Origin of the sequence: Acaryochloris sp. IP29b_bin.137 (assembly GCF_028285745.1) — a bacterium.
GTDB lineage: Bacteria > Cyanobacteriota > Cyanobacteriia > Thermosynechococcales > Thermosynechococcaceae > Acaryochloris.
The window spans coordinates 18,094-38,904 of the sequence record NZ_JANQOP010000228.1; the positions used below are offsets into that span (position 1 = coordinate 18,094).

Here is a 20,811-nt window from a genome sequence, read left to right on the forward strand (position 1 = left end):
AAGATTTAGCCATATGGATTTAGCTGAATTGTCCTTAAAAGCAAATTGAAGCCGTCCCTCGTACAACCAGAATCATACACCTAACGAATGCTCAGTAAGTCTGTTTGTTACAAGAAACGGCTTCGCAAAACGATGGGTTAGACAGCCGGATAGGCCTGGATAGATAGGTCTGCCAAGTCGGCTGAAACGCCTCTCAAAATCATAAGGGTTTGCTCTGAACCCGCCAAGGAGATGCGAGTATTCCGATCGTCTGTCGTCACGCTGAGTTGACCAACGGTTAACCTTCCAGCCAGCCCCAGAGTATCCAAGTCAATATCGAAATCGAGAACTCTATCTGGACCTTGACCGATTTCGATGACAAACCAGTCTTCTCCAGGCCCACCAGACAGCCAATCCGCACTGGCACCCCCGATAAGAGTGTCGTTCCCTGTCTCCCCTGATAGGCGGTCTCGGTTCGCTCCCCCAATCAGTAGATCATTGTCAGCTCCCCCGACTATGCGGTCTCTGCCGGGACCCCCGTCAAGGGTATCATCTCCGCTGTCCCCGACTATGCGGTCTCTGCTTTGAGCACCAGTTATCTCGTCATTTCCACCGTTGCCAAATAGGGCATCTCGACCCCTGAGACCGAATATATGATCGGCCTCAGCTGTTCCCCGCAGGATATCTCGACCATTGGTCCCCACAATTTCATTAACAATAGGCATAACTGCGTCAATGACTGTATCCTCTCTGAACGCAAGATTTTGAATGCGAGTATCTTCTGCGGGGGCAGTTTCAGAAACAGCAAAAGCAGGGGTCGTTGGATCATTATCGGCAGGGAAGTTTGCTGCCAGGTACTCGGCCAATGCATCTTGTTCCGTACCCGTAGGTGCAAAGTTGGCTGCACCTGTTTCGGTTATTCCATCAGGACCATCCAGATCGACGCGGTTTGCTGCTGTACCAGTGGGGAAGGGATACTCATCGCCACCATCCGCTAAGAAGCCAAGGGTAACAATCCGGAACGTGCGGCCAGTATCTCCTACCAATTCACCGTTTTGGACCACAACGTCGATATCGTTGCCGTCGGCATCCGTGATCGCTAGGGATTGGACGCGATTGCCTGCTGAGGCATCGGGGTCGAAACTAAACTGAATCCCAGAGACCTGGGGGAATCGACCTGGTGTCTCACCGGGACCTGTGGCTGAAACACCATGTTCAATCACGGCCCGAAGCTCTGCTGCGGTCAACGTCAACAGGGTCAAGTTATTGTTAAATCGCAACGTGTTGGCAATATCCGTCTCAGAAATTCCCCCTGCGGGTTTGACCAGATTGCCATCAGCATCAAATACAGTCTCGGTAGGAAGCTCTTCAGCCTCACCCGTTCCACCGGGGGGCACAATCCTCTGACCGATATCATCCCGAATGCCGCCGCCGTTTTTCAGGGAGATGACTACAGAATCGTCGAAGGACTGTGCGATCGCTAAATTCGCATCGGCAGTCAGGTTCCCAAGGTTGGTCTCTTCAGTCCGTACACTTTCGCGTCGCCCATCCAGGTAGACCTCACTGAGGCCGAAAACATTGCTTTCCTTGGCAACGATGACGTCTCGGAGATTATCCACAATGGCCTGAATCTCTGGATCAACCAGACCCTCGGCATTGAGTTCGGCTACACCTTGATCGTCAGTGGCGTAGGCACCGCTGACCTCAGCGTCATAACTGTCAGGGATAATATGACCATTTTCGTCAAATTCAATCACCAGGCGACCCACGTATTTATAGTTGCCATCGGTATTGATAATTGCTACCGGATTTCCGTCTGCATCGGTCGTGAAGATGGGGTAATCGCCCTGGGCAGTGTCGCTATCCCGGAGGCGATCGGTTTCATCCACCAGCCGCGTATTGGAGCCACCTGCCATGACGATATCGACGTTTCTGAGGCGGGTTGCTAACTCTTGCTCAATGGCAATCTGCTGCATATGGGACAACAGCACTACCTTGTCGATATCAGGGTTGGCCGCTAACAAGGCATCGACATCTGCCTGGATTTCTGCTGCCAGGGCATCCAATTGTTCCGGAGTTGGATCACCCTCAAAGTCGCCAGGGAGGACAGTGACATCACCAGGACTAGAAATGCTGGGGATTGTGGGCGTGGTGGCACCGACAACTCCAATCTTTTCGCCGTTGATGTCAATAACTGTGCTAGCGGCTAGGCTATTGGCTTCAGGAGCCTGAGCATCATCAACCACAAATTCTGCCAGGTTGACATCGGTGCTGAAGTCCAAGTTAGCGCTCAGGTAGGGGAACGCGGTGCCCACAAAGGACTCGTCAATATCCGGTGTGGCTGGGTCATCTTCAGCACCCCCAATCAGATCCGCCAGCAGCTCGGTTCCCAGGTCAAACTCATGGTTGCCGAGGGCGATCGCCTGGAAGCCCAGCTCATTTTGAATCAGAATGTCGGCTCGGCCCGCGCCCCCAAAGACGTCTTCGGAGGCACTGAAAAAGAGACCTGGGATAATGGCATCTCCCGACGACAGTACTACGGTATTGTCAGGTTCACCATCATTGCCGAGATCCTGGGCTTTAAGGGCATTGAGCACCGCCGAGAAGTTGGGAATATCGTCTAGGGCTGGAATTCCAGCTTCTTGGTCAGCGGTGTGGAGAATTTCCAGAGTGAAGGGGCTATCAGTACCTCCGCCTGCGATATCAAACCGTCCCACAATCGGCTCATGATCGCTGGCGACCACTGTGTTATCAAACTCAACTGCGTTATCGTCACGGGTAAAGTCGTTGTTGACGTGAACAATGTCGAACTCAGCTCCCTCCAAAAGTGGGTCGGTAACCAACATATGGTCCAGCACCTGACTGTTGCCGTTGAAGATAAAGGTGTAGGCATCATTATCTGCCTCCGCTTGGGAAACGAGATTCGTCAGGACCTGCTCGTCCCCAGTTCCAGGCAAAACTGCGGCGATCTCATCGGCAAATTGGAAGGTATTGAGGTCACCCGTCACGATAATATTGGCGTCGGGATTATCCGCCAGTTGGGAATCGACAAACTCATTCAAAGCTAGAGCCTGTGCTGCTCTGGCTTCCTCGCCTGCTTGAACAAAGGGCTGGGGACCACCAAAGACGGGAGTAGAGCCAAACCGGGAGGAGAAGTGGTTATTCACCACAGCGACGGTTTGACCATTAAATTCAAAATGGGCCAGTAGCGGACTGCGACTCCCGTCAAAGGCATCGGAATTGCTCACTCCGGCATCAGCCAGAACGTCTGGCGACAAGAGCGTCAAAGAGTCGTCGTCAATGCTGATCCGATCCGGGTTAAACAGAAACGCATTGCGAATATTGCCGCCAGGCTGTCCGCCAAAGGCCCCATCAGAAGGAGGATTGACGGTGCGAAACTCGTAGGTGGGACCACCCGCTGCTGCGATCGCATCCACCAGATCCTGCAGTGTTTCATCTGCATCTAAGATGCCGTCATCGGTAGAAGATCCAGAGTTGTCCTGAATCTCTTGCAGGGCAATAATGTCCGGTGCCTGGAGGTTATTGACGATCTGCTGAGCGAGCTTATCAAACTGATCGTTACCTCCTGGCGTCCCATCACCATCAGAAGGGTCTAGGTTAAGGACGTTGTAGCTGGCCACAGTGAGCTGATTATCGGTGCCCACTAAGTCTGTGGTCTCTTGCTCCAAGCCACCTGGTGTTACCATAATCGGATCGGTCACGTTGACCTCAAAGTTGCCGAAGCTGTAGCCGACGACCCCGGTCACATCCCCTAACTGATCACCAACATTGAGTGCTGGGGGCGTATCTTCTCCAGAGATCGTAGGGTCAAACTGAATTTGTACAATTTCTGGATTTTGATCGCCCGTATTATCTGGCCCCGAATCAAGATTAATGCCGCCCCGTGCGTTAAGGGGATCATCGGAGGTCGCCCCTTGGTTTGGCACTGTAAACGCTTCAGCAGAGTCTTCACTGAAGACACGAGTGGGAGAGACTGCCGCTGCATCTTCAATGGTGACCCGTTGACCTTCGAGACTCTCGTAGAAATCAATCGCATCATTCTCAAGGTCAAATTCACCTGAATCGATCTGGAGATTAACTGGCAGCTCATCCTCACTAATTACCGTCGTGTTGGACGGCAGTCGTCCCGAAGAGCCAATTACAACTGCTTCTGGCAGGTCATTACCGCTAGACAAAACAGTGGTATCAGTAATATTGCTCAGTTGAGTAACGGAAAGATTACCCGTTCCAGCGCCACCCGGTATAAATTCTGAGACGCCACCTGTTAACGCCAATTCGTCGCCAACGCTGAACGCCGGGGCGCTACTGGTAAACACAAAAATACCATCTGAAGTATTGTCATTGCCGTCTCCTGTAGCATCTTGGAGATAGAAACCTCTTTCAGCGACAGCCGTAACAATACCGGTAGTACTCACCGTCTGCCCTGCAAACGGAGACAGATGTCCCTCTCCCTGAATATCGGAGATCTTCAAGGGAGGGGTGAATTCAAAGACTGCGGCCGTGCTGCTTTCTTCGTTGGTCACCACTAACAAAGGCTGACCATTGGGGCTATCAGCAGCCGAGATAAAGGTTAATCCCTCCGGTGCAATATCTTCATCATCGCGAATGTACTGTAAAAACTCGGGTTGAGTGGGGGTGCTGACGTCATAGACCAGAACGCCACCTCCTGCTCGCTCTAGACCGATAAAGGCAAAAGTGCGATTGCCCACGACACCGACGGTAACCGCTTCTGGTTCCGCCCCTTTGTTGTCAGATCGGGTATCAACGGCTTCTGGATCACCATCGTTCGCATTAAATAACTCTGGGGTTTGCTCCGCAGTGATGCGAGCAATCTGATCACCACTATCAAAGACTTGGTTCCCAACTGAATCCCAAATGGAGAAGGAGCGACCACCATAGGAGAATAGCTGGTCATAATCACCATCGCCATCAATGTCTCCATCAATGGTGGACACCTGCAAACGACCGAGGGTCTCATCTTGCTGAAGCGTCTCAGCATCCGGGAAGGCGTCAGGGTCTAGCGCTAACTCACTAATTCGCTCATCTTCATCGCGGGCATCGCCTTCATTGGCAGTGATGTAGTAGGTTTGACCATTGACCTCAAAGGATGCGATCGCATCCGGTTGATACAACCCAAACACCGGATGATTTTGCAGATTGATACTGCCATCCTCATCGCTTGGGTCGAGGGTATCGCCTTCACCAAAGGTGATAAAGCCCAGGGTGGTTTGGGTGGGATTGGGATTCAACAGCGCACTTCCATCCAAAGGAATATTGCCTTCCGCTAACCCAAAATCATTGTCGTTCAGAACCACTAAAGAGCCATCTGGCAGCAATGCTAGTCCTTCTGGCTTATCGCCCGCCAGATATCCCAAAGAGGGCAGATTGGTCACCTTAAGTTTGTTGACGGGCTTAATGCCAATGGCCGCTAAATCATTGGCCGTTTGCTGCTCCAGCGTTTCGCCTCCAAAGGCATTCAGGCCCAGAACATTAGTGGCCCCCTTGAGATTGATTTCAAAGATATATTTCTTGGCGGTCTCGCCCACAGCGGAGTCCCGCTCAATGACAAAGAATTTGCCGTCACCTGCGTATACCGCATCACCAATCTTATCGACCCGACCCCCAGACCGTACGGCTGGATCTTCGAGTAAATACACATATTCAGAAACAGGTTCACCCGTTGCAGTATCAATGCCGAGAATCCGAATCACGTCAGAATTGTCAGAAGCATCGCGATCAGGATTCGCCAGGGGCGTCTGGATAAAGGCATAGAGAATCCCTGCCTCTGCATCGAGCGCGACGGCTTCAAAGCCTCGGTTGCGGCGACGGTTAATATATTCATCGGGTAAGGTTTCTTCGCCAAAGGTTCCCTCTTCCTCACCGACTTGAGCTGCCGTTCCGTCTGGCACATAGCGATTCAAAAGCACCCCGGTTGAGGAAAACTTGTAGATGGCGGGACGATACTCATCCACCATCCAAAAGTTACCCTCAGCATCGGTCAGAATACCTTCAAAATCACCGCCCAAGGGATCGAGTTCTATCGGATTACCGGATAAATCAACGGGTTGCTCATCAATGGATTCATCCGCCAGATTGGAGAGACCCGTGATGGGCGTGATTCCATCCCCTTGACGGAGGAGAATCTCTTGGGTGATGGCAACCTGGCTACGATCAGGAGTCACCTCTAACTTGATAATCTTGGCCTGATAGTCTGGCAACGCGAAAGGTCGCTCATTAAGGTCGTCGCCATCAACATCTAGCGTGTCCGGGTTGGGACCCCGATCGGGAATGGTGTAGAAAACTTGGTTGCCCGTGGTTTTATCAACCCCGCCGAACCACAAACCTGAGAGCCCTCCCAAGTTAATTTGATCACCCGCCGGGGTCACACCTAAGAGGGGGAGATCTAAATCAAGTTGAGTCAGTTCAGCAGGCCCCTTGCTGTAATCCTTGGCACCAAGGGGGAGAATATCCTGCACGGTCCCAGTGGCTAGATCGAGCACAGCAAAGGCATTGTTCTCCTGGAGTGTGACAAAGGCGGTGGTGCCATCGGGGGAGACTGAAATAAATTCCGGCTCAACGTCCTGCGAAACGCGCTGCTCGGGAAAGATGCGAACACCTTTGGCTCGCAGCTCATCCTCTCGACCGTTGAAGGCCTCGAAATCAGCGGTGGCAACCTGGTCTTGGGTTAAAGCGTCGACTCCTCCTGATAGATCAATAATGCTGATCGACCCGGCTGGGTTAATTCCATCCTCAGGTTCGCCCTCATTGGCGACCAAAACTTTCGTCCCATCCGGGGTAAAAGTGAGCTGATCGGGGAGGGAACCGACGGTTACATGGGCGAGGATATTACCGTCCGCGTCCAGAAATACCACTTTCCCGGCGTTGACGGCGTTGTCGGCTTCGACTGCGATCGCAATTACACCGTTTTTGACCGCGACACTATTCGCCCCGCCACCGAAGCTAGATAAGTCAATGGAGTCTAATGCTTGGGGCTGGGTCGGATCCCTCAGATCCACGACCTGTAATTCCGTTTCACCCGACACGACAAAAAGCTTTTGAGAGACAGGGTCAAAGGCGTTAATTTCAGCCCCGTTGTCGAGTGTGACTCCCCCAATTTTGGTTAAAGGACCCTCAGAGCCACCGGTCGGACCACCATTGCCGATAGTCAGAGAATCGGTGGGCAACGTCAGGGGGGAATTGCTTCCAGTCCAATTACTGGCATCACTAATCGCGGCCAAGAGTTCAGTAGGGGACCCCGTTACTGGACCGCTATAGACGGCGTTATCCACCTCTTGTGCGGGTCCAGCACCTGCACCTACAGCAACTGCGGTAGTGCCGATTTCAAGGCCAGGGGGGAGCGCCGATGTATTTGAAGAGGTCGCATCGGCCTGGAATTCCGTGCTGTTGGTCAGTAAGGCGAATAGAAAGGTGGGGTCGGTGGAAAGACCCTGGAAGGCAATAATTTGATCGCCACTAGTGGATAGGGAGAACCCACTCGTGCCGACTCCAGTATCGTTATCGGCAGTGAAGTCGGCATTGTTGTTCACAAAATTGACGACCGTACCTGCAGTCAGAGCAGAGGGCGCAGTGTACTTCACAGCTCCTTCGTTGGCCCGAAAACTGCCATCACTGAGGACGCCACTATCGGTGAACCGAATTTCAGTTCCTGCATCGATATCGACGAGCAGGACAAAACTAAAGTCATCAGGATTATCAGCATTGATGCCAATAATTGCGATGTCACCAGCTGAGAGGGAAGTAGCCATGAGCATTCCTAAACAAACAGTAAAAAACAACCTGAAAACTTAATCGTCTTCAGAAGAGACCTAAATATGAGCAATTTTTCGGCTGCTTAATTTAGCTTTGAAGTAGTGATGAGTGAATTGAGAAAGTAGATTCTTCGTTAACCGTAAATACTGCCATCCCCCAACGAAGAATCATGCAAGTAAGAAGCACTCCAAAAGACTTTGTCCAGCAGTGTTAAGAACTACAAATACTGCTTTAGAAGTACCGTCAGTAAGACTCGCAGAGGGATGTAAAGACGAGCTAAACTAGAGATTAAGAAGACTTCCAGTTGCGGTTAAGTTTTGATTATGTTGAAAAAAACAAAAATAAACTAAGTTATTTCTTAATGCTTTGCAGAATCTCGAAATAATCTCCCACACTTTGTCCAGGCTAAAAAGTGAGTTTGGGCTTCTAAACTTTCAACAGCTATTCTGCCTTTTTCTTCGCTTTTATATTATGTATTTTGGTAGGCAATAAAATAGCCGTTTAAGTAATAGTCGTTTTCTAGCTTTTTAGATAAAAAAATCAATGAAATACAGCAGCTGCATTTCTAAAAGCTCTCTAGTCTGATGACCGCGTTTTAGAAAACTGATTTATTCTTTTTAATAAAATGAGGATTTATTTTTTGTGGATCAAAAGCTATCAACGTCAAAATTGCAGGTCCCAATCGTTCTACATCATTATTAAATGAATAAATATTAAGTTCAACTGAGTTAGCATCTCTGCTCAAGGATATTTCGGTGTATGAGTGCAAATTCGGTACCTTGTTTCTTGCGTAAATTAATCTATCTTTATTGTCTTTTAATAGTTTTGAAGGTCGAATTTATTCTCTATGACGAGTTTGCTCAATCTTTAATGAAGAAGCGTTAATCTATAGGACGTGTAGTTTCTTATTCTGTATGAATTTATACATCTTTAAACTGCTGGAATAAGCAGTTTTTTCACTCATTGACATCTGGTTGCTGTCCACGTTAAACAAGGGTTTGTCAGAGAAATCATCTCTTGATAGTTTTTTGTGCGTGCTTTCTGTTGCATCCGGAGGAGTCCATATGGACGTCAGCCTCATCGTCTCAAATATACTGAATCCACCTGTTCTATTTTTTTTCTTAGGTATGACGGCTGTTTTTGTTCAGTCTGACCTAGAAATACCTGCCCCGATTCCGAAACTCTTCTCGCTGTATCTTCTATTTGCCATTGGGTTTAAAGGTGGAGTTGAGCTGGTTAAAAGTGGGATTACCCAAGATGTGATGCTGACGTTAGCTGCTGCGGTGGTGATGGCATGTTTCGTTCCGCTCTACACCTTTTTTATCCTCAAAATTAAGCTGGGGAATTATGATGCGGCTGCGATCGCAGCCACGTATGGTTCCATTAGTGCCGTTACTTTTATCACTGCCAGCGCCTTCCTAACCGAGTTAAGCATTGATTTTGATGGTTTTATGGTGGCTGCCCTAGCGTTGATGGAATCTCCCGCTATTATCGTCGGCTTAATCTTAGTTAACCTGTTTGCCGCCAATCGCGAACAAGATTTTGCATGGGCCGAAGTCCTCAAAGAAGCGTTTCTCAACAGCTCCGTTTTTCTGCTGGTGGGCAGTTTAATTATTGGTGTCTTAACTGGTGAGCATGGGTGGGAAGTCTTAGAACCCTTTACCCAAGGGTTGTTTTATGGTGTGCTCACCTTTTTCTTACTCGACATGGGGTTAGTGGCCGCTCGCAGAATTAAAGACTTGCAAAAAACCGGTGTTTTCTTAGTTGGGTTTGCCATACTGATACCCATCGTCAATGCCGGCATTGGGTTGGGCATCGCCAAACTCATTGGCATGTCCGTTGGCAATGCACTTTTATTTTCAGTGCTTTGTGCCAGTGCTTCATACATTGCCGTTCCTGCTGCCATGCGAATGACCGTTCCTGAAGCTAATCCAAGTCTCTATGTTTCAACAGCCTTAGCTGTGACCTTTCCGTTCAATATTATTGTCGGCATCCCGCTGTACCTGGCTGGAATCGAGTTTTTATGGAACTAAGCGCTTGTTTCTTTGAACACTGTGTAAAATCTTAGATGTTTCAGCTCAGTCAGATGTTGATAGTTATGCTGTCATCCGTAATGTTGCGGGAATAGGCTGGTGAGTTAGAACTGGAACTTAGACCAAACGAGGCGGGATACTGTTTATGACCTTATTTTTTGCTCGCCTAACCTTTTAAACAGGCATAAAAAATAGTCGTCCTCTTTTGTACAATTTTTGGTAAAGCTGTTCCGTCACAGATATCCCAGAAATCCTGTTAGTGCGCTGTTTGAAAAAGACTTGTAGCCTCTACTTCAGGTTCGCTTAATAATAACCGTTTACCTACTCAATGGGTTTATTAAAAGATCTTACTACTGGTTAAAAATCAGTGTTTGTACGGTGAAAGAAGCAGAAAAGACAAGCGAACATAAACAAAAGCAAGTGTTCGTGGTTTAAAAAATGATGCCTAAACGATTCTTCAATCACTGCATGCATGTTGGCTTATGGTTGTGCGTCGCCTCAATCGCATTGCCTCTCATTGGCAGACTGTAAGTTAGGGAATGATGTTGTCAATTTAGCGAAACCGACTCAGTGGAACAGTAACGTTCTAAGCTGGTTGAGAGTGTTCATCGCTAAGACAACATGGCAACGATTAACGACAATTATTTAAAGCTCAAAGCAGGCTATTTATTTCCCGAGATTGGCCGCCGAGTCAGCGCATTTGCTGAGGCCAATCCCGACGCACCGATTATCAAGCTTGGCATTGGGGATGTGACCGAACCCCTACCAGAGGCCTGCCGAAGTGCCATGGTCACCGCCGTTGAAGATATGGGGAATCGCGATTCCTTCAAAGGCTATGGTCCGGAGCAGGGCTATGGCTGGTTACGGGAAAAAATCGCAGCCCATGATTTTCAGGCCCGGGGTTGTGATGTGGATGCTGGAGAGATTTTTATCTCGGATGGCTCCAAGTGCGACTGCGGCAATATCCTCGATATTTTTGGCGATAACAACACTATTGCCGTCACCGATCCGGTGTATCCCGTCTATGTGGATACCAACGTGATGGCTGGACATACGGGGCCTTGCAACGACCAGGGCGAATATGAAGGACTCACCTATTTACCGATTAATGCAGGCAATAACTTCACAGCTCAAATTCCCAGCCAAAAGGTGGATTTGATCTATCTCTGTTTCCCCAATAACCCGACAGGGGCAGTGGCCAGCAAGAGCCATCTGCAAGATTGGGTGAACTATGCCAAATCCCATGGCTCCATCATTCTGTTTGATGCCGCCTATGAAGCCTTTATCACCGATCCTGAGATTCCCCACTCTATTTATGAGATTGAGGGAGCCAGAGACTGTGCGATTGAGTTTCGTTCCTTCTCTAAAAATGCCGGATTTACTGGGACTCGCTGTGCCCTGACGGTTGTCCCCAAAACCTTAATGGCCAAAGCAGCGGATGAATCCGATGTCGAACTCTGGAAGCTGTGGAACCGTCGCCAATCCACCAAGTTTAATGGGGTCTCCTATATCGTCCAGCGCGGTGCAGAGGCCGTCTATTCTGAAGCGGGTCAGGAACAAACCAAAGGTCTAATCAGCTTTTACCTGGAAAATGCCAAAATCATCCGTGAGAAATTAACGGCTGCTGGGTTACAGGTGTTTGGTGGCGTTAATGCACCCTATGTGTGGGTGCAGACGCCCAATGGTATTTCTAGCTGGGACTTTTTCGATCAGTTGTTGAATAAAACCAATGTGGTTGGCACCCCTGGATCCGGCTTTGGCGCAGCGGGTGAAGGCTATTTTCGGATTTCGGCCTTTAATAGCCGGGCCAATGTTGAAGAAGCCATGCGGCGGATTACAGCAAACCTCTAAGGAATTGGGGCTGGACCAATGGCACATGTTGGTAATGTGGTTTCACCGCAATGGCTGCATAAGCATCTTCATGATGCACAAGTAGTGATTGTGGACTGTCGGTTTGCCCTAAGCGCCCCTCAGCAAGGGCGAGAGCAATACCAGGCAGGTCATATTCCCGATGCCTACTATCTGGATTTGAATGAAGATTTATCGTCTCCTGTGCAAACCCATGGGGGACGCCATCCTTTACCCAATCCGTCTCAATTTGCAGCGAAGCTCTCCCAGATGGGCATTACTTCAGAGACCTGGGTTGCGGCCTATGACGATAGTCGGCAAGCCTTCGCTTCACGATTATGGTGGTTACTTCGCTATCTCGGTCATGAAAAAGTGGCCGTTTTGGATGGAGGATTGGCAGCCTATCAAGCCCACTATTCCATCACGACTGATACTCCTGAGGCCCGATCAGGAGAGTTTCGAGCCAATCCTAACCCTGCTCAAGCCGTGGATATTCAGACGGTCAAAGCCCGCAAAGATCAACCCAAGGTAACGGTGGTGGACTCTCGTGCCCATGAGCGATATCTTGGCAATCACGAACCGATCGATCCAGTAGCGGGACATATTCCAGGGGCAGTTAACTATCCTTGGCAAGCCGTAACAAATGAAGACGGTTTTTTACGCCCTTCTGTTGAATTGCAAGCTCACTATGCTGACTTAGAAAATGTTGATGAAGTGATTGTCTATTGCGGTTCAGGAGTAACTGCTTGTGTGAACCTGCTAGCCCTCGACATCGCAGGTATAAAAAACGGCAAGCTCTATGCCGGGAGTTGGAGTGATTGGTGCTCCTATCCTCTAGATGAGAATATGGAAGCTCAAGTTTAGAAATGGCAGTTTCCTAGCAATGCTGATAAGCATACTCAAACTTGCGTCAAGTCATCGATGACTTATTTTAGTTGTTGGACTTTCTGTTGAATTAAATGCTCGACTTCTTCAATCTCGGATTTTGACTGTGGTGCTTTAAAAGTGGTTGAAGATGCATCGGCTGTAAAGCGATCAACGAAGGCACGAAATGCGTCTTTATCGTCAGGATGAGCAATGACATAGGCGCGCAGTTCAGCTTTTGATGTTTCATTGAAGTCAGGCTTCATGATAAAAACCTCCAGCGGCCATTAGAGTATATCTCTATCTCTATATTATCGCCCGCTAAAATAAAGACGTTGCCAGTTCGCTCATCAAGCCGCACCACAAAAATAGGCATGAAAGAATTAGTGAGTGATTGGCATAGCGTGACACACATAATGCCTTGATTAGCAGTTGGCAAAATTTATACTCTTACACACAGATAACGTTGTTCAGATTAGCAGACATAGAGAATGAACAACTGAGTCGTCCTAGCCAAATCCCGATATACTGCTTGCAGCAATTGGAATTGCCTAGCCGACCTTCGTTAATTGTAGTTGGGTGCTTATGGCTGAAACGACCTGGAATCGTCACCATGTTTTGTCTCTAGCAGACTTTAGCGCCGATGAATTGAATATCGTCTTGCAAACGGCCAATAGTTTCAAAGATGTGCTGTATCGCAAGACCAAAAAAGTCCCCACCTTGCAAGCTCGGTTAGTCACCAACCTTTTCTTTGAGCCATCCACCCGTACCCGCAGCAGTTTTGAGCTGGCTGCCAAACGCCTCTCTGCTGATGTCCTCAACTTCTCCCCAGGTACTTCCTCTTTGAGCAAAGGCGAGACCATTCTGGATACGGCCAAAACCTTCTTGGCGATGGGAGCAGACATGATGGTGATTCGCCATCAGCATTCGGGGGTTCCCCAGATGATTGCCCAAGCGATGGACGATCTGGGAGAGCAGGTCGGTGTTCTCAATGCTGGAGATGGCTTTCATGAGCATCCTTCCCAGGGGTTGCTGGATTTATTTACCTTGTGCACAACCTTAGATCCAGATCAGCCAACTACTCACCTCCTAACGGGTAAAAAGATTGCCATTGTCGGCGATATTTTGCATTCGCGGGTGGCTCGTTCGAATCTCTCTAGCCTAGTCACCTGCGGAGCGGATGTGCATTTAGCAGGTCCACCAACTCTGTTACCCAAGGAGTTTGCAGACTATGGTGCTCAAGTTCATTGGTCCTTAGAACCGGCTCTAGAACAGGCGGATTTTGTGATGACCCTACGATTGCAGCATGAGCGAATGAGCCAGCATTTGATTCCCAGTATTCGGGAGTATCACCAGCAGTTTGGGATTACCCGCGATCTCATCCAGCGATGCCAACCCCATGTCAAAGTGCTGCACCCCGGCCCCGTCAATCGAGGCGTCGAAATTAGCTCGGATCTGATGGATGACGAAAGTCTCAGTCTGATTCCCCATCAGGTGACCAGCGGCATTGCCGTGCGCATGGCTCTGCTTTACCTGATCAGCAACCGTAGCCGCTAGAATCGAGATCCGGTTTTCCGGCCTGCACAGTCTGGGCGGGAATTTGCAATACTGGAACAGGACAATCACAGGTCTTAATACCTAAAATTAGGATTTCAGACCTGTTCATTCCTGTGAATGCACCTCATACAGCACCTTTAACCATATATGTACACCATTGACATTTCCCTTCGTGGCACCCCTCTAGGACTCTCGGTTCAGCGTAAAGAATCTGCTGATGCTGAAGCACTGTATCAACAAGTCTTAGCCGCCATCAAATCGGGGAATCCGACCATTTTAGAAATGACGTGCGATCGCGAACCCGATAAAAAAGCCGCCGTTCTGGTGAACGAAATTACCGCTGTGCAAATGTCTGACAAATCTGGAGGAGCTGGAGCGGGTCGTGCTGCTGGCTTCTTTGAGCTGGGAGCATGACCAACCCTGCCATCCAACTCCGAAATTTATCTTTTGGATGGTCTAAAGATCAGCCTGTACTGAAAAACTGTTCCCTGCAGGTGCCCAAGGGGCAATTTTGGATGCTGTTGGGCACCAATGGCAGTGGCAAATCCACCTTGCTCCGTCTTCTCGTGGGGTTACTCAAAGCCCAAGCGGGGCAAATTGATGTGGCTCAGCCCGTGGGATTTGTGTTTCAAAATCCAGACCACCAGTTGGTGATGCCCACTGTGGGGGCGGATGTCGCCTTTGGCCTAGTCGAAGAGAATTTGACCATGGCTGAAATTCACCAGCGGGTCAATGAAGCCCTGGATGCCGTCAACTTAATTGATCTCAAGCGACGGCCTATTTATGCCCTTAGCGGCGGCCAAAAGCAACGAATTGCGATCGCAGGTGCGATTTCCCGCCATTGCGAAGTTCTATTGTTGGATGAACCCACAGCCCTCCTGGATCCTGAAAGTCAAGGCGATTTGGTGGCCCAGGTCCAGAGGCTGGTCAAGAAACGCGGTATTACGGCCCTTTGGGTCACCCACCGCCTAGAAGAACTCGACTATTGCGATGGTGCTTTCCTCTTAGAACAGGGGCAGGTGATTGACCAGGGCCAGCCAGCATCAATGCGAGAGAAGCTGATTAAACGATGGCAGGCCACGTCTAATTAGTCTTGAGAATCTTTCCAAGAATCCTAGACTATTTGAATATGGTCTGCCCGTAGGTTGGCTTTGTTTTGCAAGGTTCCCACCAAAATTTGCTGAGCTGCACCACTCCCATCCGCATCATAGAACAGCTCTCCATTGGCGCGATCGTAGATAAACCGATGTGCTGCTGTTGTCGCTGTCGTGCCTAACATGAAATGCTGATCGGTAAGCTGGCCAATGGGTAGGGATAGTTGTGAGTGAGAATGGAATGCGATTTCATCCTCTACTATTGAGAAAGAAGCAATATTGTCTGCGCTGTTTGCCAATATATCTAGAAAGAATATATCCTCTCCAGCACCACCAATAAGAAGATCTACCCCTATACCTCCAGTCAGAGAATCATTACCGACTCCGCCGATTAAGGTATCATTGCCGCTGGCACCCTGTAGAAAATCATCTCCATCATATCCTCGAAGAGAATCATTACCTTTTCCGCCGTTTAAGGTATCATTGCCACGAGCGCCCCATAAAAAATCATTGCCTTCACGTCCTACCAGAGAATCATCTCCATCACCACCGTCTAGAGTGTCGTTGCCACTAGCACCCCAGAGAAAATCATTGCCGCTATGTCCTTTGAGATAATCGTTACCATTTGCGCCATCCAAACGATCATTGCCAAAGCTACCACTTAAGTCATCATCCCCATCACCGCCATGCAACGTATCATTTCCATCGCCACCCCATAGACGATCGTTTCCATGATGGCCTTTGAGGGAGTCATTACCTAAATAGCCATCGAGGATGTCATTTCCCCAACTTCCCCCAAGATAGTCATTCCCCTCCCCCCCATGGAGGCTATCGTCTCCCGCTGCACCCCAAAGGTGATCATTGCCTTCATGCCCTTGCAACGTATCGTCACCCTCACTGCCATCTAAACGATCGCGCCCTAGGCCACCTCCTAGATAATCGTCGCCGCCCAGTCCTTTGAGTGTATCGTTGCCTTCCCCACCGTAGAGTTTATCCTTAACAAAACCACCCACGGCATAATCATCAATGGCCGATCCTCGGAAAATAATGGGTAAAGTCCTGATGCGAGCCGAGCTGGGTAAAGGGCCAAACACCCCTGGACCCGTCAGGCTCACATTATCGACTACCACCCAATCATCCCCATCATTGGTGCCAACCGTATTGAGTTGAAAAACCAGAAATTGATAGCCGCCGCTAAAGTCAAGGTCCCAAGTCAGCGTCGTCCAGTCAAAGTTCTCTCCCCCAAAGGTTTGACGCACTAACTCATGACGCTCCATGGGTAAGGCCCCGGCTTGGAACGGACCATCGTTCACGTTGGAGTTGTTATAGAATTCGCCGTTAATCCCCCAGAGACTAATCGTGATTTCATTATTAGGCTTGACGCCCCCTTCTATATTCCGCAAATCAAGACTGAGGGTTTGAATGCCCCTCCTGATCCAATCGTCATAAATCACCTGTCCGAAGTGGGAACGACTGGCATTCTGGGAAAGAACCACACCTTCCTCTGCGGCATCCCAAGCCACCCCATCCGCAGCAAACCATCCCGAATTAGCCGTATTACTGTGGTTTTTCCCACCCGTGCGAAACTCGGGGCTTTGGGAAAATTCACCATTGCTAAAGACATTGCCATAGGTGGTGGATGCCACTTCAATGGTTTGGGTGAGGGTATCAGCCACACCAAATTGGTCCCAAACTTGCAGTGTTACGTCATAGGACCCCGCCTGGTCAAAGTAATGACGAACCTGGCGACCAAAGTGATCGACAATGTTGTCCCCATCAAAATCCCAGGCATAGCTGACAATCCCTTGACTGGCCTGATCGATATAGGGCGAATCTGAGTCAAAGGATGCCGTCGCATCGAATCCAACCGCCAGACCACCCACCGCTGCGCTCGTAAATTGAGCGGTAGGACCCAGATTATCGGCGACGGCTGAAAATGTGTTCCCTTGTAGTTGGAAAAAAGCGGAAAAATCTGGGTTGTCTACAACCAGCTGTCCAGGCGTGACACCAAAGTGCTGTTGATTGTTAATGAGCGTACTGTCTTGCAGTAAAGATCCAACAAAGTCTCTGTCCGCGTCATAGGGAACCGCAATCCCGGTTTTAAAGCCTTCGATATGTAGATTACGGTATCGCTGTTCTAGGGCCGTATCGTTGACATGAATCCCCGTAGCGCGAGGTCGCCTGGCATGGATGATGCCATCTTGAAGATCGACATTGCCGCTATACCTTAACAACACCCCACTGTTATGAATATTCCACAAGACAAAATTATCAATAATGGAGCGATAATCATGGGCAGTTTTGGGTTTACCGTTAACCGTTAATTGCCCATCTCCATTCTGTACCCGTCCCCACAGGCTAATCCCTTCGATGGCGTTATAGCTTTGAAATCCGGTCAACTGGCGTAAGGGCACTGCGGCCACATCAACCACACTGTCATCTTTATTCCCCTTGGCAATGTCTCTAAGTTCAGAGGGCAGTGTGTCAACCGCCACAGTCTGGGCATCTCGAACCGATTCTGTACCAGCATCCAATCCTAGAAAGGCGATGCCAGGTCCTGCGGAGCTAATGGCAATATTGTCCGTCATGGCTACCTGAGCCGCACCTTGAACCCAATAGCCTTCGCCATTAAATCCGAAGTCAAATCGATTGGTCCGGGGAGACTTAGGGTTAATATCATGGCCTGGATTAGCATCCCCCGTAGTTTTAATCGTGAGGTTGTTATGCCAGGTCCCTATTTCATTGCCAGACTCCGCTACGATTCCAGCCCCAACCACATCAAACACGACATTATCGGTCAGATCAGCATGGCTATCGTGGTGGACAATCCCCCATCCCGGACTACCCACGACCGCATTACCCTGTGCGAGAGCAGGAGTGCCATGAATATCATCTGCACCTGTGCGATGGAAATGGAGGGCATATCGCCCTCTGGGGTTAGTGCCATGCCCTACAGAACCATCCACATTCTGTCCGGGATCATCCACAATCTGAGACTTGTCGGACCGGCCTAAGTTGTAAAACCCAGCATTCAGAACCTGCACATCGGCATTGTGCATAAACATGACATGCCCGCGCTGTTGAATGGGCACTTGATCTGCATTTTCAGTCTCAAACACAACATTGCGAGTGGTATTAGCAATGTACAGGCTGACCTGATCTTGCAAGCCTGAGGGTCGTTGGTGATCGAAGCGGAGAACCGAGTTATTCCCTGTCAAAATGTCATTATTTGTGAATCGGATGCGGTTGCCATTGATCGCCGTAATCGTGAGTACCTCATCCTGAAACCGGGTATTGTCATCATTACTGCCCCGCCAGTTGTAGCCTGTGCCCCCCAAAACCAATTGATCACCCACTTGCCAACCCAGGGGTTCACTCATACCGTCCAGGTTCAGAACCAGTTCATTATCGCCAGCCAATGGATCTTGCTGTAAGGCGACGAAATCAAGCTTCTCCGCACCAAAAATTCTGGCCTGACCATGACTCACTAAGCCTCGACTGAGCTGTTTCGGATCCCAAGTCGTATCGATGGGTTGGTCGCTGGTAAAGGTAATCCGGGTGGTGATATCCGCCTGAACGGGTTGATCTTCCGTCCCAATCAGCAAGGTTGCCTCTGGAGCCACAACAAAGGTATCAATCAGTAACTGTGTATTTTGATCGGCGGCAAATTGAAGAGTACCATCTACGCGTAGGGTGTCAATTCTGGCTGTACTTTCCTGGTCATAGGCAATGTGTAGCCCTGTGGGAATCAGCACCTTGGCATCGTCTCCTGGAATTTGTCCCCCTTCCCAAGTATTGGGGTCAAACCAGGACCCATTGTGGATCGCCTTATGGGTCACCTGAGCATGGGGGACTAAATCCAGTAAGGCTGAATGTTCGGCATGCAGTCCCGGTTGATCGGGATGTGGGCTTGCATGAGTAGAGTCTCTCCCATGAGTGGTGGACGACGACGGATGCTGATGTGTTTGCATTACAAATTAGACCTTGAGATCGCAAGGTCTCCCCCAAGAAATCATTTGACGTTGCGCATTACGAACAGGTCAGTAATGCATCATGCGAAAAGCTAGCCTAAGCACGCACCCTGCATGCAAAGATCTTTAATCCAGCACTCAAGAGTGACTACAATGACTACGCAAAAATATTTTTCAGTGTTTGCTGCAAGAATGACCAGTAGAGTATTATCTCTGCTTTAAGAATTGACGTATTCTTGCTATGAAAGAATTAGGGCTTAAATAACCAAGGCTAATGCTTTTCACAAATTAGATAGAAGCGCTACACACTAGTTATAATACCCTCTCTGCAGGGAGAATAAGCATATAACTTAATCTCTAAGATTATATTTATCTTATACAAAAAATATACATTAACCCATGCATCTCAGCTTATTCTTGAGTGGATCGAGCCTTTTTTAGTAATAACCGATACGGTCGAATTACATAATATAAAAAATATAAAAGCTGAGGAAGAGGGATAAACTTTTGATCTTCACTATTGGGTAATAACTTGATGAGGAGAGTCACCAGTTGCCGGATTAACTCTTCCCCACTTAAACGCCGATCATCAAAATTTTCCAGAGATTTGAGATGCAGACGAAATTTTTCAACGGTAAACTGGCGATCTAGCTGATTCTGGTCCCAAAACAAACGCTGGCTGAACTCAGCTGCTAAGTCATAACAAACTTGATCTTGATTAGCTCGTTGCCGCACAACATCCGGTAAAGGTAAGTCTAACAGCGTTTGGGAGAGCAGTAATCCCGTTAATAATCTCCGTTCACAATGGAGGATATGTGCCTGCTGACAGAGAAACGGCCAATCTAACTCTGGATGAACGTGAACGAATTCAGTGATGTCACAAATCCATTTCAACTTGCGCCAACATTCTTTAGAGGCATGCACACACAGGTAAAGGAGCAAGTCAGTCGTTGCAAAAATGGGAATGGACTGAGCAGCAATCTCTATCGACTCACGATGATGCCATAACTCATCAAAGGAAAACTGCGTGGATAAGTACTGTTCAACAGTGAGGGCCTGGTGGAGATCAATCGTCACGACCCCGTTGGTGAGGGAAATCTCGCGATAGGATCGCCGATAGAGCAATTCCCATGACTCGTTCAAAAAATGCCATTCTCGACTCGTTCGATAATTCGCTTGGTGAGTCAAGACGTCAACCGCTTTCAGGCAATCTTGTTGACGAATCAAGATATCCAAATCACAAAAAGAGCGAAGACTGATATTGTTATAAGCCGATGCAGCTAGTACGGCTCCTTTGAAAGGGAGCGCCAAAATATCATTGGCACTAAACAGATTGAGGATGTTAAGCAAGGCACGGGTAAAAACGGAATTTTGGAACGCAATGCCTTGAGAGTAGCGGCGCAACTCCGCCAAGACGGGGGCATCAATCAGATCTGCGCCAGCCTGTTTTAAGTTTTGATAGAGCAGCGGCAAAATACCATGTTTTCGGGCCAGGTGTTGGAGGACTGCCCAATCCATCGGTGGAGACAAGAGGTCCCGAATCTGTTGTCGGTGCTCATCATCCATCTGACTACGGGCACAACCAACCAGTAAAGCAATCTCGCGAGCGGGGACATCGCCTTTCGGCATCCAATCCTGCTGGACTGGGTTATGAGCATGAACCGGATTAGCCAT

10 protein-coding genes are annotated in these 20,811 nt (G+C 49.0%); 6 read left to right on the plus strand and 4 right to left on the minus strand.

What is annotated here, in order from left to right:
• Window positions 1-137: 137 nt before the first annotated feature.
• Window positions 138-7,766, minus strand: a complete 7,629-nt coding sequence (locus Q0991_RS15770; RefSeq protein WP_299489951.1) for a choice-of-anchor I family protein — start codon at window positions 7,764-7,766, stop codon at window positions 138-140.
• 1,068 nt (window positions 7,767-8,834) lie between these two features.
• Between Q0991_RS15770 and Q0991_RS15775 the strand changes: the two genes are divergently transcribed.
• The 3 genes from Q0991_RS15775 (at window position 8,835) to Q0991_RS15785 (ending at window position 12,515) form a co-directional block, all read left to right on the plus strand.
• A complete protein-coding gene (locus Q0991_RS15775) occupies window positions 8,835-9,803 on the plus strand; it encodes a sodium-dependent bicarbonate transport family permease (protein ID WP_299489954.1) in 969 nt (322 codons plus the stop codon).
• 621 nt (window positions 9,804-10,424) lie between these two features.
• Complete coding sequence (locus tag Q0991_RS15780; RefSeq protein WP_299489957.1) at window positions 10,425-11,654, plus strand: LL-diaminopimelate aminotransferase; 1,230 nt, start codon at window positions 10,425-10,427, stop codon at window positions 11,652-11,654.
• A gap of 18 nt (window positions 11,655-11,672) precedes the next feature.
• Complete coding sequence (locus Q0991_RS15785; protein WP_299489960.1) at window positions 11,673-12,515, plus strand: sulfurtransferase; 843 nt, start codon at window positions 11,673-11,675, stop codon at window positions 12,513-12,515.
• A 62-nt stretch (window positions 12,516-12,577) separates the two neighbouring features.
• Here Q0991_RS15785 and Q0991_RS15790 read toward each other — a convergent pair whose 3' ends face one another.
• Complete coding sequence (locus Q0991_RS15790; protein ID WP_012162404.1) at window positions 12,578-12,781, minus strand: hypothetical protein; 204 nt, start codon at window positions 12,779-12,781, stop codon at window positions 12,578-12,580.
• Between the two features lie 319 nt (window positions 12,782-13,100).
• Between Q0991_RS15790 and Q0991_RS15795 the strand changes: the two genes are divergently transcribed.
• From Q0991_RS15795 to Q0991_RS15805, 3 genes are all read left to right on the plus strand, one after another.
• Window positions 13,101-14,072: an aspartate carbamoyltransferase catalytic subunit gene (locus tag Q0991_RS15795; protein WP_299489966.1), complete on the plus strand. Its 972-nt coding sequence runs from the start codon at window positions 13,101-13,103 to the stop codon at window positions 14,070-14,072.
• 147 nt (window positions 14,073-14,219) lie between these two features.
• Complete coding sequence (locus Q0991_RS15800; RefSeq protein ID WP_299489968.1) at window positions 14,220-14,486, plus strand: hypothetical protein; 267 nt, start codon at window positions 14,220-14,222, stop codon at window positions 14,484-14,486.
• Entirely contained in the window at window positions 14,483-15,163 is a 681-nt protein-coding gene (locus tag Q0991_RS15805) for an ABC transporter ATP-binding protein (protein ID WP_299489970.1), read from the plus strand. Before Q0991_RS15800 ends, Q0991_RS15805 begins: the two co-directional genes overlap by 4 nt.
• A gap of 23 nt (window positions 15,164-15,186) precedes the next feature.
• On the opposite strand, the gene Q0991_RS15810 is transcribed toward Q0991_RS15805, so the two are convergent.
• A complete protein-coding gene (locus Q0991_RS15810) occupies window positions 15,187-19,137 on the minus strand; it encodes a G8 domain-containing protein (RefSeq protein ID WP_299489972.1) in 3,951 nt (1,316 codons plus the stop codon).
• 411 nt (window positions 19,138-19,548) lie between these two features.
• Window positions 19,549-20,811, minus strand: coding sequence for a nucleotidyltransferase family protein (locus Q0991_RS15815; protein WP_299489974.1), 1,263 nt, complete (start codon window positions 20,809-20,811; stop codon window positions 19,549-19,551).

Excerpts from the sequence above, each read along its gene's own strand:
- Q0991_RS15770 (WP_299489951.1), bottom strand. The coding sequence starts at position 7,766 with ATGGCTACTTCCCTCTCAGCTGGTGACATCGCAATTATTGGCATCAAT.
- Q0991_RS15775 (WP_299489954.1), top strand. The coding sequence starts at position 8,835 with ATGGACGTCAGCCTCATCGTCTCAAATATACTGAATCCACCTGTTCTA.
- Q0991_RS15780 (WP_299489957.1), top strand. The coding sequence starts at position 10,425 with ATGGCAACGATTAACGACAATTATTTAAAGCTCAAAGCAGGCTATTTA.
- Q0991_RS15785 (WP_299489960.1), top strand. The coding sequence starts at position 11,673 with ATGGCACATGTTGGTAATGTGGTTTCACCGCAATGGCTGCATAAGCAT.
- Q0991_RS15790 (WP_012162404.1), bottom strand. The coding sequence starts at position 12,781 with ATGAAGCCTGACTTCAATGAAACATCAAAAGCTGAACTGCGCGCCTAT.
- Q0991_RS15795 (WP_299489966.1), top strand. The coding sequence starts at position 13,101 with ATGGCTGAAACGACCTGGAATCGTCACCATGTTTTGTCTCTAGCAGAC.
- Q0991_RS15800 (WP_299489968.1), top strand. The coding sequence starts at position 14,220 with ATGTACACCATTGACATTTCCCTTCGTGGCACCCCTCTAGGACTCTCG.
- Q0991_RS15805 (WP_299489970.1), top strand. The coding sequence starts at position 14,483 with ATGACCAACCCTGCCATCCAACTCCGAAATTTATCTTTTGGATGGTCT.
- Q0991_RS15810 (WP_299489972.1), bottom strand. The coding sequence starts at position 19,137 with ATGCAAACACATCAGCATCCGTCGTCGTCCACCACTCATGGGAGAGAC.
- Q0991_RS15815 (WP_299489974.1), bottom strand. The coding sequence starts at position 20,811 with ATGGCTAATCCGGTTCATGCTCATAACCCAGTCCAGCAGGATTGGATG.